The organism is Lacrimispora sinapis (assembly GCF_043633585.1).
Taxonomy (GTDB): Bacteria; Bacillota; Clostridia; order Lachnospirales; family Lachnospiraceae; genus Lacrimispora; species Lacrimispora sinapis.
In genome coordinates this window covers 2,823,289-2,840,023 of the sequence record NZ_CP141832.1, presented here as the reverse complement: position 1 = coordinate 2,840,023, position 16,735 = coordinate 2,823,289, and the positions used below count along the sequence as shown (strand labels likewise).

The 16,735-nt window shown below is 45.2% G+C and carries 16 protein-coding genes; 13 read left to right on the top strand and 3 right to left on the bottom strand.

The window, feature by feature from the left end; genetic code table 11:
- Nucleotides 1-30: 30 nt before the first annotated feature.
- Nucleotides 31-186 (top strand): hypothetical protein, encoded by a 156-nt coding sequence (locus VIG27_RS13320; RefSeq protein ID WP_394523003.1) that lies wholly within the window; start codon nucleotides 31-33, stop codon nucleotides 184-186.
- A 1-nt stretch (nucleotide 187) separates the two neighbouring features.
- Entirely contained in the window at nucleotides 188-1,018 is an 831-nt protein-coding gene (locus VIG27_RS13315; RefSeq protein WP_394523002.1) for an N-acetylmuramoyl-L-alanine amidase family protein, read from the top strand.
- 128 nt (nucleotides 1,019-1,146) lie between these two features.
- On the opposite strand, the gene rpsT is transcribed toward VIG27_RS13315, so the two are convergent.
- Nucleotides 1,147-1,410, bottom strand: coding sequence for a 30S ribosomal protein S20 (gene rpsT, locus VIG27_RS13310; RefSeq protein WP_394523001.1), 264 nt, complete (start codon nucleotides 1,408-1,410; stop codon nucleotides 1,147-1,149).
- Between the two features lie 177 nt (nucleotides 1,411-1,587).
- On the opposite strand from rpsT, the gene gpr reads away from it, so the two are divergent.
- The 4 genes from gpr to hemW all read left to right on the top strand — a co-directional run bounded on the left by gpr (nucleotide 1,588) and on the right by hemW (nucleotide 7,188).
- The gene (gene gpr, locus VIG27_RS13305; protein ID WP_394523000.1) at nucleotides 1,588-2,565 is read left to right on the top strand and encodes a GPR endopeptidase; all 978 of its coding nucleotides are present in this window, start codon (nucleotides 1,588-1,590) and stop codon (nucleotides 2,563-2,565) included.
- A gap of 55 nt (nucleotides 2,566-2,620) precedes the next feature.
- Nucleotides 2,621-3,973, top strand: a complete 1,353-nt coding sequence (locus VIG27_RS13300; protein WP_394522999.1) for a stage II sporulation protein P — start codon at nucleotides 2,621-2,623, stop codon at nucleotides 3,971-3,973.
- 196 nt (nucleotides 3,974-4,169) lie between these two features.
- Entirely contained in the window at nucleotides 4,170-5,984 is a 1,815-nt protein-coding gene (gene lepA, locus VIG27_RS13295) for a translation elongation factor 4 (protein ID WP_394522998.1), read from the top strand.
- Nucleotides 5,974-7,188, top strand: a complete 1,215-nt coding sequence (gene hemW / locus VIG27_RS13290) for a radical SAM family heme chaperone HemW (RefSeq protein ID WP_394522997.1) — start codon at nucleotides 5,974-5,976, stop codon at nucleotides 7,186-7,188. Before lepA ends, hemW begins: the two co-directional genes overlap by 11 nt.
- A gap of 95 nt (nucleotides 7,189-7,283) precedes the next feature.
- On the opposite strand, the gene VIG27_RS13285 is transcribed toward hemW, so the two are convergent.
- Both VIG27_RS13285 and VIG27_RS13280 read right to left on the bottom strand, forming a co-directional pair.
- A complete protein-coding gene (locus VIG27_RS13285; protein WP_394527591.1) occupies nucleotides 7,284-7,994 on the bottom strand; it encodes a 3D domain-containing protein in 711 nt (236 codons plus the stop codon).
- Nucleotides 7,995-8,224: 230 nt separating this feature from the next.
- Nucleotides 8,225-8,797: a 3D domain-containing protein gene (locus VIG27_RS13280; protein ID WP_394522996.1), complete on the bottom strand. Its 573-nt coding sequence runs from the start codon at nucleotides 8,795-8,797 to the stop codon at nucleotides 8,225-8,227.
- 266 nt (nucleotides 8,798-9,063) lie between these two features.
- Here VIG27_RS13280 and hrcA point away from each other — a divergent pair, with 266 nt between their 5' ends.
- From hrcA to prmA, 7 genes are all read left to right on the top strand, one after another.
- Nucleotides 9,064-10,113 (top strand): heat-inducible transcriptional repressor HrcA, encoded by a 1,050-nt coding sequence (hrcA, locus tag VIG27_RS13275; RefSeq protein ID WP_394522995.1) that lies wholly within the window; start codon nucleotides 9,064-9,066, stop codon nucleotides 10,111-10,113.
- Between the two features lie 17 nt (nucleotides 10,114-10,130).
- A complete protein-coding gene (grpE, locus tag VIG27_RS13270) occupies nucleotides 10,131-10,781 on the top strand; it encodes a nucleotide exchange factor GrpE (RefSeq protein ID WP_394522994.1) in 651 nt (216 codons plus the stop codon).
- 60 nt (nucleotides 10,782-10,841) lie between these two features.
- On the top strand, nucleotides 10,842-12,704 hold the full coding sequence (gene dnaK / locus VIG27_RS13265) for a molecular chaperone DnaK (RefSeq protein WP_394522993.1): 1,863 nt from the start codon (nucleotides 10,842-10,844) through the stop codon (nucleotides 12,702-12,704).
- Between the two features lie 94 nt (nucleotides 12,705-12,798).
- Nucleotides 12,799-13,938 (top strand): molecular chaperone DnaJ, encoded by a 1,140-nt coding sequence (gene dnaJ, locus VIG27_RS13260; protein ID WP_394522992.1) that lies wholly within the window; start codon nucleotides 12,799-12,801, stop codon nucleotides 13,936-13,938.
- Nucleotides 13,939-13,978: 40 nt separating this feature from the next.
- The gene (locus tag VIG27_RS13255) at nucleotides 13,979-14,542 is read left to right on the top strand and encodes a glucan-binding protein (protein ID WP_394522991.1); all 564 of its coding nucleotides are present in this window, start codon (nucleotides 13,979-13,981) and stop codon (nucleotides 14,540-14,542) included.
- A 474-nt stretch (nucleotides 14,543-15,016) separates the two neighbouring features.
- Nucleotides 15,017-15,760 (top strand): sulfite exporter TauE/SafE family protein, encoded by a 744-nt coding sequence (locus VIG27_RS13250; protein WP_394522990.1) that lies wholly within the window; start codon nucleotides 15,017-15,019, stop codon nucleotides 15,758-15,760.
- A gap of 10 nt (nucleotides 15,761-15,770) precedes the next feature.
- Nucleotides 15,771-16,733, top strand: coding sequence for a 50S ribosomal protein L11 methyltransferase (gene prmA / locus VIG27_RS13245; protein WP_394522989.1), 963 nt, complete (start codon nucleotides 15,771-15,773; stop codon nucleotides 16,731-16,733).
- The last annotated feature ends 2 nt before the right edge of the window (nucleotides 16,734-16,735 follow it).

Genomic DNA, 16,735 nt, shown 5'->3' with positions numbered 1-16,735 from the left:
TAATATAATAGAAAGGACAAGGTAAGGATTATGGTAAAAAGTGAGGCCACAAAGGAAATGCCGCGTCTGGAACTGGAGGGGGTCCAGGAAAACTTAAAGGATTCGGATTACTGGGAAATCAAACGTTTCCGGGAATCCTTTGACCAGGATGAAATGGGATTTTACGGAAGAAAGGAAGGCATATAACATGGAAATTCATCAATTATTAACGCCATACAACTATTCAAACGGCAATATCGGCCGTATCAAATATATTGTCATTCATTATGTAGGGGCCTTAGGCGGTGCAGAGGCAAACTGCAAATACTATGCCTCCCAGTATATTGGTGCCAGTGCCCATTATTTTGTGGGATTTAACGGAGAAATATGGCAGTCTGTGGAAGACAAAAACATCGCATGGCATTGCGGCGCCAAAACCTACAAACACCCGGAATGCAGAAACAGCAACAGCCTTGGGATTGAATTATGTGTCAGAAATAAAGGCATTCAGTCTGACACCAGCAGAGATTGGTATTTTGAAGATGCCACAGTTAAGTCAGCCGCAGAGCTGACAAAGGAATTGATGAAAAAATACGGAGTCTCCGAAGACCATGTAATCCGCCATTACGATGTAACCGGAAAGATCTGTCCCAATCCCTATGTTTACAATCACACCAAACATACCTGGCAGGGATTTAAGGATCGTCTGGTGACAACCCAAGAATTAAAATCCGGATGGATAGAAGAAGATGGCAGCTGGAGATTTTATTTAGGAAATACCGGTAATTATGTAAAAAATGACTGGTACAAAGACGAAGAGAAATGGTACTGGTTCGATGATGCCGGCCATATGGTACGGAACACCTGGAAAACCGGAGCTGACGAAAAATGGTATTATTTAACAGCCGACGGTTCCATGGCAAAGGACCAGTGGATCATCTGGAAGGGAAAACTTTACAGAGCCACAGAATACGGCAGCATGTTTCAAGGAACCATGACCCTAAGCACCGATGAGGCTGGGGCATTGAAACGTGTATAAGAAAAGGCGGGTGACCGGTAAAACGGCCCCGCCTTTTCTCCTTGCAGCTTCATGCAGTTCCAAACATTTCCAACAAAAAATCCCATTCAGCGGGTTTGTCTGAACGGGATAAATGGTTTTTCTATGAATTAAGCCATCGCGTTAACAGCTTTAGTGATTCTGGATACTTTCCTGGAAGCGTTATTTTTATGATATACGCCCTTGGTAGCAGCCTTGTCAATCTCTGTGATAGTGCTGATTAAATTAGCCTGTGCAGCAGCCTTGTCACCGGCATTAATAGCAGCCTCTACCTTTTTGATAGATGTTTTCACTTTGGATCTGATCGCTTTGTTTCTAGCAGCCTTAGTCTCGTTTACTAAAATTCTTTTCTTTGCAGATTTAATGTTAGCCAATCTGTACACCTCCAATAAAATGATATATGATTATTCTTTGTTTTGCATCAAAGCCTGGACACGGACAGTTCAATGTAAACATACCTTTGTATTCTAACGAATTTCAGACCATATGTCAATACATAATTCCCGCTTTTTTGCAGAAAATACCTTAGAAATGGAGGAAAGGAGGAAGAAATGGAAAACACATTTGAAGTGCGTACCGATCTGGCGGTCGAGGAGAAAGAAAGTTTCCCTGGCGACGGCGGAGAAATCTCCGGTGTGTCGCTGCGGGAGTGGCATCGTTTTGACAGCCACATAAAAATGACCGAGGTGAAAATTTTAGACAAAAAAGGCGAAAAGGCCATGGGAAAACCCATTGGTACCTACATTACTCTGGAGGCAGATGAGCTTTCACTCAAAGATGAAAATTATCACAGAGAAGTTTCCGAAGAACTGGCCAACCAGATCAGCCGTCTGTTGGAGGGGAAAAATTATCGGAAGCCGGATTTCCATGTGCTGGTGGCCGGCCTTGGAAATTCCTCCGTAACACCGGATTCCCTTGGGCCAAGGGTTCTTAATAATCTTCAGGTAACAAGGCATCTGAAGGTCCAGTATGGAGAGGATTTCTGGAAGGGGAAAAGTATGCCGGTGATCAGCGGTATTGTTCCCGGGGTTATGGCACAGACCGGTATGGAAAGTGCTGAGATTTTAAAAGGAATTATCAAAGAAACAAAGCCCGATTTAATTATTGTCATTGATGCGCTGGCAGCCAGAAGTGTAAAACGTTTGGGCACCACCATTCAGCTTACGGATACGGGCATTCATCCCGGGTCCGGAGTGGGCAACCACAGGCACAGCCTGACGGAGGAAAGCCTTGGAATCCCGGTGATGGCCATTGGTGTTCCCACGGTCGTCGGTGCTGCCGCCATTGTCCATGATACGGTTTCTGCAATGATCGGAGCGTTGTCGGAAAATATGGAAACAAAAGGGATGGGAGATTTCATAGGAAAACTCAGCTCAGACGAACAGTATGATCTGATTAAGGAACTGCTGGAACCGGAGTTTGGTCCTCTTTATGTGACTCCCCCTGACATTGATGAGACCGTCAAGGAACTGAGCTTTACCATCTCGGAAGGAATTCACCTGGCATTTTTGGGACAGGAAGATTCGTAGTAAAAGGCAGGCTTTCCGCATAGGATATTAAGAACGATGGTGCAGGAAGGCGGCTATGAATAAGAGAAACAGTTTCATAAATTGGTTCATTAAAAACATGATGATTGCAGTAAGCCTGATTCTGGCCGTTTTCTTGAGTATAAGAGAAGGTTCTGAGGTCGGAAAAAAGGCGGATTTAAGCAAGGCAGAAGCGTTGGTAAAAGAGGGGGCTGGTTTCGGTGTTTCCTATATCTGGCGGCACCAGTATCCTGCGGCTGTGTGGGATGAAGAAAATACCGGAAACAAAACAGAGAAAAAAGAAGACTCCATCGGAGGTGCATTCTTTCATTTCCTGATCAACCAGTCCCCTCTTTACCGCTATGCCGGTGATGGCAGCAAAGGAGCGGGTGCTTATGAAGAGGCGGACCCCTCCTATAAAGGATATTTGGAAAGCGGGAAATTTTATGAGGAACATAGCTTTCTGCTCTATGACGGCGGAGAAGAAAGCAAAGAAGACGGTTCCGTCAATGCAGGAACACAAAAAGCCCAGACAGAGCAGAAGACGGAGACTCCCTCCGGTCAGCAGCCAGCAGTCGCGTCCGATCAAAAGAATGCTTCCCTCACCTGTGCCTCCAGTAACGTCTGGCCCATTGTGGGAACCACATATTTAAAAGAGCAGCTGGCGGATTATGATTTTCTTATCAAGCATTTTTACAGCATCCATACCTCTACCACCGCGGGCAGAGATCTAATGAAAGCGGAGAATTTTCTGGCAGAGGATTTTACGCTGGAGGGCGGAAATGACAAACCTCAGATCCTCATTTACCATACCCACTCCCAGGAGGAATTTGCGGATCACGGACCGGATAAACCCGATGCCACGGTTGTGGGGATCGGCACTTATCTTACCAAACTTTTGACCGATAAGGGATATAATGTCATACACGATACATCCGTTTACGATCTGCAAAACGGAAAACTGGACCGAAATAAGGCATATACTTATGCACTGGAAGGAATTACCGGGATTTTGCAGAAAAATCCTTCCATTGAAGTAATTCTGGACATTCACCGGGATGGGGTGAATGAAAGTCTCCATATGGTAAATCAGGTAAATGGAAAACCCACGGCTCCTATTATGTTTTTTAACGGTGTGAGCCAGACTCCGGAGGGGCCGATTGAATACCTTCCCAATCCGTACCGGGAAAAGAATCTTGCTTTCAGCTTTCAGATGCAGCTTGATTCCGCAGCGTATTTTCCCAGTCTGACCCGCAAAATTTACATAAAAGGACTCCGTTACAACCAGCATTTAAGAGCAAGGTCCTCCCTCATAGAAGTAGGTGCTCAGACAAATACATATCAGGAGGCATTAAATGCCATGGAACCGCTTGCGGAGGTTCTGGATATGGTGTTGAAAGGAAATCAATAAGAGGGAATATACCACCCTTTTAAACTTTGGCGGCGGAAAAGGGTGGAGTTTCTATGTTTCGTCAACGCTTTGACAGTGGACAATCTTCGATTTTAATGGTATATTTTTAGAGATATCATAGGTTTCCGGCTGATTATCTTTTCCTGTGGAAAGCACCGGAACAAATCAGAAACATCAGAAAAGAGGAGTTTACTTTATGGCAGCTGCCCAGCAGAATAAGATACGTAATTTTTGTATTATCGCTCATATTGATCACGGGAAATCTACCCTTGCAGACAGAATTATAGAAAAGACCGGACTGCTCACCAATCGGGAGATGCAGGCTCAGGTGTTAGATAATATGGATTTGGAACGGGAACGGGGAATCACTATCAAAGCCCAGGCGGTACGTACCGTATACAAAGCAAAGGATGGGGAAGAGTACATCTTTAACATGATTGATACACCGGGTCATGTGGATTTTAATTATGAAGTTTCCAGAAGCCTTGCGGCCTGTGACGGTGCGATCCTGGTGGTGGATGCTTCCCAGGGAATCGAGGCACAGACCCTGGCCAACGTGTATTTGGCACTGGATCATAACCTTGACGTATTTCCGGTTTTGAATAAGATTGATCTTCCAAGCGCAGAGCCGGACCGGGTGGTGCAGGAGATCGAGGATGTCATCGGGATTGAAGCCCAGGATGCGCCCCGGGTCTCAGCAAAGACCGGACTGAATGTGGAAGAAGTCTTAGAGGCGATTGTTAAAAAGATTCCTGCTCCGGCCGGTGATCCCGAGGCACCTTTAAAAGCCCTGATTTTTGACTCCCTGTATGATTCCTATAAAGGGGTTATCGTATTTTTCCGTGTAAAGGAAGGAACCATTAAAAAGGGCGATAAAGTGCGTATGATGGCCACTGGTGCGGTGGAAGACGTGGTGGAAGTAGGTTATTTCGGAGCCGGACAGTTTATTCCCTGTGAGGAGCTGAGTGCAGGCATGGTAGGCTATCTGGCCGCCAGCATCAAGAACGTAAAGGATACTGCAGTAGGTGATACCATTACCCATGCGGACAGACCCTGCAGTGAGCCTCTTTCCGGTTATAAAAAAGTAACCCCCATGGTTTACTGCGGACTTTATCCTGCGGACGGTGCACGTTATAATGATCTGCGGGAGGCACTGGAGAAGCTTCAGTTAAATGATGCCTCCCTGTTCTTTGAACCGGAGACCTCCCTTGCCCTTGGGTTTGGTTTCCGATGCGGATTTTTAGGACTCCTGCATTTGGAAGTGATCCAGGAACGGTTGGAAAGAGAATACAATCTTGATCTTGTGACCACTGCTCCCGGCGTTGTTTACCGGGTTTATAAAAAGAACGGCGAGATGCTGGAGCTTACAAACCCCTCCAATCTTCCTGACCCGACGGAAATCGAATATATGGAAGAACCCATCGTAAGTGCAGAGATCATGGTGACCACGGAATTTGTAGGTGCAATCATGAAGCTGTGTCAGGAACGCCGCGGCGTTTACCTTGGCATGGAATATATGGAAGCCACAAGAGCGCTGTTAAAATATGAACTTCCTCTGAACGAAATCATTTATGATTTCTTTGATGCTTTAAAATCCCGTTCCAGAGGCTATGCGTCCTTTGACTATGAACTAAAAGGCTATGAGCGTTCCGAGCTTGTGAAGCTGGATATTCTGGTCAATAAGGAAGAAGTGGATGCCTTATCCTTTATCGTCCATGCCGAGTCCGCCTATGACAGAGGCAGGAGAATGTGTGAGAAGTTAAAGGAGGAAATCCCAAGACAGCTTTTTGAAATTCCCATACAGGCTGCCATCGGCGGTAAGATCATTGCCCGTGAAACCGTTAAGGCCATGAGAAAAGACGTCCTTGCCAAATGCTACGGCGGCGATATTTCCCGTAAGAAAAAACTTCTTGAAAAGCAGAAGGAAGGTAAAAAACGTATGCGCCAGGTCGGTAATGTAGAGATACCGCAGAAGGCATTTATGAGCGTACTGAAATTAGATGATGAATAAAAAGAATTTGGAGATCTACGTGCATATCCCGTTCTGTGCACGCAAATGTGCTTACTGTGATTTCCTCTCTTTTCCGGGAAATGTGCGGATGCAGCGGGAGTACACGGATAAATTATTGGAAGAGATCGAATATCAGAGTGCTTGTGCAGCAGACTATCAGGTGGTCAGTGTATTCATAGGAGGAGGCACTCCTTCCATATTAAAGACAGAAGATATGGAGGCAGTACTTAAAGCCCTCAAAAACCGCTTTGATATTCACCCCGAAGCAGAAATCACCATGGAAGCAAATCCCGGCACCGTTACGGCAGAAGGACTTTCCTGCTACCGGAGTGCGGGAGTCAACCGGATCAGCATCGGGCTTCAATCGGCGGATGATAAAGAACTGCGCTATCTTGGAAGAATCCATACATTTGATGAATTCTTAAAAAGTTATCAGCGGGTCCGTATGGCTGGTTTTGATAATGTGAATGTGGACCTTATTTCCGCAATTCCAGGCCAGACTGTGGAATCCTGGAAGAATACCCTGAAAAAAGTCACCATGCTGAAGCCGGAGCATATATCCGCCTACAGCCTTATCGTGGAAGAAGGCACTCCGTTTTACGACCGCTACGGGGAGCATGTGGAAATGGAAAGCTATGCCATGACCGTGGAGGAACGGCGTGGTTTGATGGCATTGCCGGATCTGCCCGATGAAGATTCCGAACGGGAAATGTATTACCTGACCCAGGAATTTTTAAAAGAGCAGGGATACGACCGGTATGAAATCTCCAATTACTCCAAAAAGGGATACGAGTGCAGACATAATATTGGCTATTGGACCGGCATGGAGTACCTGGGACTGGGACTGGGGGCATCTTCCTACATGAACGGATGCCGCTTTCACAACACTGCCGATTTAAACGACTACTGCAATGCCCGCTTTTATCAGGAAGAAGATTTTAACAGGGTGCTCAGACAGGAATTAGAACGGCTTAGTATTGATGAAAAAATGGAAGAGTATATGTTTCTTGGCCTGCGCCTTACAAGAGGAGTTTCCGCCCACGGTTTTATAAGTAATTTTGGGCAGAATATCCGGAACGTGTATGGACAGATTCTTGAAGGTCTGGAGCGGGACGGCTTAATGGAATTCAAAGACGGGTATTATCGTCTCACTTTACGGGGGGTTGACTTGAGCAATTATGTGATGAGCCAGTTCCTGTTATAAAACGCATTAAAATTAAAACACAGGCGTGGAAGCAAATGGGAAAATCTATTTGGCCGCTTCCATCGCCTGTTTTTTCATGGCTGATATGTCTCCAATTACGGCACCAGATAAACCTCTGCACTCCGGGAACCATAATTCCGGGACTCCCCATGGGTATTAAAAAAGATATCAATATGTCTTCCCTTTACGCCCCCTCCGCAGTCTTCCGCAGTGTAGATCACTCCGCCGATCATAAGACGGGTTCCGTAAGGAATCACGCGGGGGTCCACGGAGATCGTATGGTTTGCGGTGGCAACGGTTCCGGTGCTGGTACGTCCGCCCCATTTCCCGGAGCACTGCCTGCAGGGGCAGTAGGCAGTGGTACGGAAGGTGCCTAGGGAACGGAGAGTAGTCACAGGAACTGTAACACCCACGCCATGCACCTTGGTACCGGAAAGCTTTTGGCCTGCGGCATAGGCTTCTACCAGGTAGGCGCCGTTTCCGTAAGTCTCCCAGGGAACGGTTATTTCAAATCCGTAATCCCCGGTACCGGTTCCCTGGGCTGCTAAATCTTCCCGGTGCTGGGAGGCGGTAGTGTAAAGCTCTGCAGCGACCTGTCCGCTTGTCTGGTTTAATATGACCACCTTCACTTCAACGGCTGCAAGAGGGTCGGAAGGGTTCAGCGCCCAGCCCCTGATGCTTTTTTCATCTGCTTCATCAACGATGCCGGTTACCGGAAGCGCATAAGCCTCGGTTGCACCTAAAAATACAGATACCATCATTAGTAAAGTTCCGAGGAACCATGAAATGTTCTTTCTTTTCTGCATCATACAATTGCTTCCTTTCTTTTTTACAATCCGTAATACGATTTAATACTATTATAATTATATGTAACAGATTTGTAATAAATGAGGTACAAGTAAATAATTTTACACATTTTCCCGTATTTTTCAGGAAAAGCCAGGTAAAAAGGGGCTGATGCAGAAAAACGGACGTAAAAAAAAAGCACCTCAGAAAGCGAAAACAATCGCTTTTCTGGGCGCCGTATGGACTTGTATTATTTAACAACCACTGCAAATAATTCTTTTGTCTGTCTACCAAAGTTCAGTGCTTCTTGCCGGCTGCCAAAGAAAATATCAATCTTCTTCCCTTTGATGCTGCTTCCGGTATCCTCTACAGTGTAGATCACATCGTCGATCATGACCTTCGTGCCGATGGGCAGGAGGGTGATATCTGCGGACAGCGTATGATTTGCTGTTGGTACTGTTCCGGAGTAGGTCCTTCCGATCTTTCCGCTTCTGCTGGGGCAATAAGCAGTGGCAGAGAAAAATCCCAGAGATGCTCCTTTTTCATAAACAGGTCCTGCCGGCTCTGTTTTTGGCGGTTCTGTTTCTTTTTTTATCCCAGGTCCGATTTCTTTCTCTGATGCTTCGTTATGTTCAGAGCTTTCTTCGTTTCCCGTTTCGTTTTTTATGGTTTGCTTATCCGTTTGGACACGTTCAGATTGTACATCCTCTGCAGTCTGTTCTTTTCCGGACACTTCGTCTGCCATTGCAGTCGTAGATAACAGCAGAATACAAAGGAATGTCAGGAGTCCAGTGATTCGTAATTTACCTGAAAAACACTTCATGATTTACCTCGCAATCGTGTTGTTATGGTGTATCAGTTACTATTATATTACAAAAGTGTTAAATGTCAAGCATAAAATGTCAACAGCTTTGTAATATATCCTTGAAGAATGAGAAAAAATGTAGAATGTAGTCACAAAAACTTAACGGAATTTTTTTATACGAATGTATTGACAAATGTAGAAAAAAAGCATATATTATGAAAAGAAGATGTTAGCACTCCCAAAGGTTGAGTGCTAATAATGACTCAGGAAAGGAGCGTGGCAGTTTGAAGGATAAAGATCAGCTTGATGAACGGAAAGTGACGATTTTGAAAGCAATCATTAAAACTTATCTGGAAACCGGGGAACCGGTGGGATCGCGTACTATTTCAAAGTACACCGATCTGCATTTAAGCTCCGCCACTATCCGTAATGAGATGTCTGACTTAGAGGAGCTTGGCTATATTTTACAGCCTCACACCTCGGCAGGCAGAATTCCTTCTGATAAAGGATATCGCTTTTACGTCGATCAGATCATGCAGGAGAAGGAAGAAGAAGTGACTGAGATCAAGGATCTGATGCTAAAGAGAGTGGACCGGGTGGAACTTCTGTTAAAGCAGATGGCAAAGCTTCTTGCTCAGAACACCAATTATGCGGCCATGATAAGCGCTCCCCAGTACCATCGGAACAAATTGAAGTTTATACAGCTTTCCAAAGTGGATGAAGGGAAGCTTCTGGTGGTGATCGTCATTGAGGGGAATATCATAAAGAACACTATGATTCCGATTCAAAAGGATTTGGAAGACGAAGGACTTTTAAATCTTAACATTCTTTTAAACAGTGCACTAAACGGACTGAGTATAGAAGAAATCAACCTTGAGGTCATCAGCAGGCTGAAGATCCAGGCCGGCCCTCATTCGGAGGTAGTTGACTGCGTGCTCACGGAAGTGGCAGCAGCCATTCATGCAGACGATGAAGACCTCCAGATTTATACCAGCGGCGCTACCAATATTTTTAAGTATCCCGAATTAAGCGATGGGGATAAGGCAAGCAAGCTGATCGGAACCCTGGAACAGAAAGAACTTTTGCAGGAGCTTGTGGACGATGTCAACGGCTCAGAGGAAAATTCCGGAATTCAGGTATACATCGGCGATGAAGCACCGGTCAAGGATATGAAGGACTGCAGCATTGTAACAGCTAATTATGAGCTTGGCGAAGGACTTCGCGGAACCATCGGCATTATTGGGCCAAAGCGTATGGATTATGAGAAAGTTTTAAGCACTCTGCGTAATTTAATGACGCAGCTGGATACAATATTGAAAAAAGATGAAAGGTAAAGGGTAGAACATTGAGCATGGAAGAAGTGAAGACAGATGAGAATCTGACAGAAGAGAATCTGGCAGACGAGGTAGTTGATACGGAAGATGCTGTTTCCTCTGAGAAAGAGAACGAAGATACAGAATCCTGTCCGGAAGAGAATTCTTCTGAGACGGATCAAAAGGAAGAGGACAGTGCCAAAAGTGAATCTGCAAAAAAAGGCTTTTTCGGAAAAAAGAAAGAAAAGAACGATCCCAGAGATGAAAAGATCGAAGAACTGACAGACCGTCTGCAAAGAAGTATGGCTGAATTTGACAATTTCAGAAAGAGAACAGAAAAAGAAAAGGCAGCCATGTTTGAAGTTGGAGCAAGAGATATCATTGAACGGATCTTACCGGTCGTTGACAATTTTGAAAGAGGTCTGGCTGCAATTCCGGAAGAGGAAAAGGCATCGCCTTTTGCAGATGGAATGGAAAAGATTTACAAACAGCTTATAAAAGCGTTGGAAGAGGCAGGGGTAAAACCGATTGAAGCGGTTGGAAAGCCGTTTGATCCAAATTTCCACAATGCAGTGATGCATATTGAAGATGAGTCTCTGGGAGAGAATATCGTATCCCAGGAACTTCAAAAGGGTTATATCTACCGGGATACTGTGGTAAGACATTCCATGGTGCAGGTAGCAAATTAACAATAGATCATGAAATCAGAAAACATTTTACATTTGTTTCATAAATAGGAGGAAAAAACTATGGGCAAGATCATTGGTATTGACTTAGGTACAACAAATAGCTGTGTAGCCGTTATGGAAGGCGGTAAACCAGTTGTAATCCCCAACAGCGAAGGTGTAAGAACCACCCCGTCTGTTGTAGCATTTACAAAGAATGGAGAGAGACTGGTAGGAGAACCTGCAAAACGTCAGGCCGTTACGAATGCGGACCGTACCATCTCTTCCATCAAGAGACATATGGGTACAGATTATAAAGTAACCATTGACGGTAAGAGCTACACTCCTCAGGAAATTTCTGCAATGATTCTTCAGAAATTAAAAGCAGATGCAGAGGCTTATTTAGGCGAGAAGGTAACAGAAGCGGTTATTACAGTTCCTGCTTATTTTAACGATGCACAGCGTCAGGCAACCAAGGATGCCGGAAAGATTGCCGGTCTTGATGTAAAACGTATCATCAACGAGCCGACGGCAGCCGCTCTGGCATATGGCCTTGACAATGAAAAAGAACAGAAGATCATGGTATACGATTTAGGTGGTGGTACGTTTGATGTTTCCAACATTGAAATCGGTGAAGGTGTCATCGAAGTACTTTCCACCAACGGTGATACCCATCTGGGCGGTGATGATTTCGATAACCGCATTACCCAGTGGCTGGTAGATGAATTCAAGAAGGCAGAAGGCGTTGACTTATCCGGCGACAAGATGGCAATGCAGAGATTAAAAGAAGCAGCAGAGAAAGCTAAGAAGGAACTTTCTTCCTCTACGACGACAAACATCAACCTGCCGTTTATCACTGCGACATCAGAAGGTCCGAAACATCTGGATATGAACCTGACCAGAGCAAAGTTTGATGAGCTTACCGCAGATTTAATTGAGCGTACCACCATTCCGGTACAGAACGCATTAAAAGATGCAGGTATGACAGCAAACGATTTAGGAAAGGTACTCTTAGTCGGTGGTTCTACCCGTATGTTAGCTGCACAGGAAAAAGTAAAACAGTTGACAGGCAAAGAGCCTTCCAAGTCCTTGAATCCGGATGAATGTGTTGCTATCGGTGCCAGCATCCAGGGTGGTAAGCTTGCCGGAGATGCAGGCGCAGGCGATATCCTTCTGTTAGATGTAACTCCGCTTTCCTTATCCATCGAGACAATGGGCGGCGTAGCAACCAGGCTGATTGAGAGAAATACTACGATTCCTACTAAGAAGAGCCAGATATTCTCCACAGCAGCAGATAACCAGACTGCCGTAGATATCCACGTAGTACAGGGAGAAAGACAGTTTGCAAGAGACAATAAAACCTTAGGCCAGTTCCGTCTTGATGGAATCCCGCCTGCAAAGAGAGGAGTTCCTCAGATCGAAGTTACATTCGATATTGATGCCAACGGTATTGTGAATGTTTCCGCGAAAGATTTAGGAACAGGCAAAGAACAGCATATTACCATTACTTCCGGTTCTAACATGTCTGAATCCGATATCGAAAAGGCAGTAAGAGAAGCTGCTGAATACGAAGCACAGGATAAGAAACGGAAAGAGGGCATTGATGCCAGAAATGATGCGGATTCTATGGTATTCCAGACAGAAAAAGCACTTCAGGAAGTTGGAGATAAGATCGATGCCAACGATAAAGCAACGGTTGAAGCCGATTTAAATGCATTAAAAGAAGCAATTAACAGAGCACCTATGGATGAAATGACCGATGCTCAGATTGAAGACATCAAGGCTGGCAAGGAAAAACTGATGACCAGCGCTCAGGCCCTGTTTGCAAAGGTATATGAGCAGGCACAGGCTCAGGGCGGAGCAGCAGGTGCAGGCCCTGACATGGGAGCAGCAGATGCTTCTTATCAGGACAGTGATGTAGTTGACGGCGATTACAAAGAGGTGTAAACTGGTTTGGTCGCAAGCAAAGCTTAAGGGAACTTATCCGTTCGGCAGGCTGTGTCCTGCCGGACTTCCTTAGTTTATGAAAGGTAGACCTAAGATGGCAGAGAGTAAAAAAGATTATTATGAGATCCTGGGCGTATCCAAGGATGCAGACGATGCAGCAATTAAGAAGGCTTACAGGGCATTGGCTAAGAAATACCATCCAGACACGAATTCCGGAGACGCTGCAGCTGCAGAGAAGTTTAAACAGGCTTCCGAAGCTTACAGCGTATTAAGTGACCCTGAGAAGAGACGCCAGTATGACCAGTTTGGATCAGCAGCTTTTGACGGAAGTGCAGGAGCCGGCGGATTCGGCGGGTTTGACTTCGGCGGAGCTGATATGGGAGATATATTCGGAGACATATTCGGAGATATTTTTGGCGGTGGTCGCGGAAGAAGCAGCGCCCATTACAATGGGCCATCAAGAGGTGCCAATGTCAGAACCAGCATGCGGATCACCTTTGAAGAGGCGATTTTCGGGTGTGAAAAAGAGATTGAGATCAATTATAAAGAAGAGTGTGTCTCCTGTCATGGAAGCGGTGCAAGGGCAGGAACTTCTCCGGTTACATGTCCAAAGTGTAACGGAAAAGGAAAGATTATGTACACACAGCAATCCTTCTTCGGTCAGGTACAGAACGTACAGACCTGTCCTGATTGCGGAGGAACCGGTAAAATCATTAAAGATAAATGTCCGGACTGCTATGGAACCGGTTATATTACAAAGAGAAAGAAATTCAAGGTCGTTATTCCGGCAGGTGTTGACAATGGTCAGGCCGTGCGTCTGGCAGGAGCCGGAGAGCCAGGTACCAACGGCGGAGAAAGAGGAGATCTTCTGGTGGAGGTTGTGGTATCAAACCACCCGATTTTCAAGCGTCAGGATACCAGCATTTTTTCAACGGTTCCGATCTCCTTTGCCACTGCAGCATTAGGCGGAACCATCCGTATTAAGACTGTGGATGGAGAAGTGGAATATGAAGTGAAACCAGGGACACAGACCGATACCAAGGTCCGTTTGAAAGGAAAGGGAGTTCCAACCCTGAGAAACCGTGCGGTCCGCGGGGATCATTATGTGACTTTGGTGGTACAGGTACCCGAGCGTATGACCGAAGCCCAGAAGGAAGCTCTTCGCAAATTTGACGATGCGATGAAGGGCATCGTCGAAGGAGAGAAACATAAAAAGAAAGGAATCTTTAAATAGATTTCCGGACTGAGGCATGATTGGAGAAGGAAGGAAAAGAATGAAAAAGGTTCAGAGAAAACTGGCATTTGCGGCAGTCCTTGTGATTCTTGCGGTTTTACTGCCGCAGAATGCAATGGCTGACGAGACACAAAAGGTCCGGGATTTTCCTGGCTTTCAAGGTTCTGGTACTACGTTTCAGGGGCCGGTTGAGGGGAGTTTTTCATCTGACTGCTGGGAGGATGAGGAAGAAGATGACGATGACGACGGTCCGGGAAGTTACAGTTACGAGCGGGGCTGGCGTTATAGTCCGGGCGGCTGGTGGTTTCAGTACAGCAACGGAACCTGGCCTTCCAACGGTTGGAAATACATTGATGGCAGATGGTACCGGTTTGACCAGGGCGGTCATATGCAGACCGGCTGGTATACGGATCAGAACGGGTACCGCTATTATTTAAACCCCGTTGATGACGGGACTTTGGGCTCCATGCGGATTGGCTGGCAGATCATCAAAGGCAAAGCGTATTATTTTAATACCAAGTCGGATGGATATTTAGGAAAGCTGCTTGTCGATACGGTCACGCCTGATGGCTATCAAGTGGGGCCGGATGGTGCCTTAAAGTGAGAAATGTGGAAAAGGTATGGCAGAAATGATTCTGCTGTGCCTTTCTTTTTTAAACAAAAATAAAAAAGCAGGAGACATATCTAATGCTGTAATAGCTACAGCGATCAGATATATCCCCTGCTTTTTATCATTACAATTTCTTATTGCTTGTGATTGTAATTTTGTGAAAATAGATTCTGTTCCAGTTCCGAGGACGCAGGCGGGTGTGATGGGGTGTAATGCATCAAGGAATTTCGTTTGCTTGATATGTTTTTTGCCCTTGTACCCGGAATGAAACAGAAGTCTTTTTCATCCGTTCAATTAGTTAATGCATTAGATACATTTTTTATTGCATGTTTTTTTAAAATTTTTAAAATATTTTTTTAAACCTCAAAAATACAGGAAAAGTCCCGTGATTTAATACGCTTGCAACCAATTTCATTGTATGTTATGATATCATGTGGTTTAGTTTGAACAGTAGAAAGGAAACCTCATATGTACCAGTATCTGATCGTGTGTCCCCTTGTTTTTCTTGCAGGTTTTATTGACTCCATTGCAGGAGGAGGAGGGTTAATCTCTCTGCCGGCGTTTATGGCAGCAGGAATACCGCCTCATTTGGCCCTGGGAACCAATAAGATGAGTTCCACTATGGGAACGGTTATTTCTACGGCCCGGTTTGGGAAAAACGGATTTATCAATGGAAAGCAGTCATTGCTTGCCGCTTTATTTGCGGTGATCGGATCGGTAATCGGGGCTCATTTGTCGCTTCTTGCCAGTGAAGAGATATTAAAAGGCATGATGATCGTGGTACTTCCGGTTGTAGCTTTTTATGTTCTTAAAAATAAAAATATGGGAGACACCATAGAAGTCAGGATGCCCCATAAGAAACAGTTGCTTATCAGCATTGGGGCAGCGCTTGTGGTAGGATGCTATGATGGATTTTACGGTCCGGGAACCGGCACCTTTTTACTTCTTTTGTTGACCGGACTTGCGAAAATGGATGTGAGAAGTGCTTCCGGTACGACCAAAGTGATCAATTTGTCCTCCAATATCGCAGCGCTGGTGACATTTTTGATAAATGGAAAAGTTCTGCTTCCTTTGGGCCTTGCAGCCGGACTTTTCTGCATTGCAGGCCATTACATCGGGTCAGGTCTTGTTGTAAAAAATGGGTTGAAGATTGTGAGACCGGTAGTTTTAGTGGTGCTCATCTGCCTGTTTGTGAAAATTATAAAAGGATAGGAAGATTGCTATGAAATGGAAAAAGTTTACACTGACAACAACTACGGAAGCGGTTGATTTAATCAGCAGCATGTTTGATGAGATCGGAATAGAAGGAATTGAAATTGAGGATAATACGCCTCTTACGGAAGCGGAGACAAAAGGCATGTTCATAGATATCCTTCCGGAACTTCCGCCGGATGAAGGCATTGCAAAGGTGAGCTTTTATCTGGACCCTGATTCAGATATCAATATAGATGAAATGTTAAAACGGGTGAACGAAGGACTTTCAGAACTTTCCATGTTTACGGATCTGGGTGCCTGTACCATAGAATCAAGTGAGACAGAGGATAAGGACTGGATCAATAACTGGAAACAGTACTTTAAACCATTCACCGTAGATGATATTCTGATCAAGCCAACCTGGGAAGAAGTCCCAAAAGAGCACGAGGACAAGCTTTTGATCGAAATTGATCCCGGCACTGCTTTTGGAACCGGGCAGCATGAGACGACACAGCTTTGCATCCGGCAGCTGAAAAAATATGTGACTCCTGAGACAAAGCTTCTTGATGTAGGAACCGGAAGCGGTATTCTGGGGATCACTGGCTTAAAGCTGGGAGCAAAAGAAGTCTTTGGAACGGACCTTGACGAGAACGCCATCGTTGCAGTGAAGGAAAATATGGAAGCCAATGGGATTGCCCCCGAAAAGTTTCAGGTTTTAAAGGGAAATATCATTGATGACGAAGAGGTTCAGAAAAAAGCCGGTTTTGAAGCCTATGACGTGGTTGTGGCGAATATTCTGGCTGATATCATTATTCTGCTTCAGAAGGAAATTCCAATTCATATGAAAAAAGGCGCAATTTTTATCACTTCCGGTATCATTAATATGAAGGAAGAAGCGGTAAAAAAAGCATTTGCTGAAAATCAGGCTTTTGAACTGGTGGAGATCACCTATCAGGGCGAATGGGTTTCCGTAACGGTCAGAAAAAAGTAGAA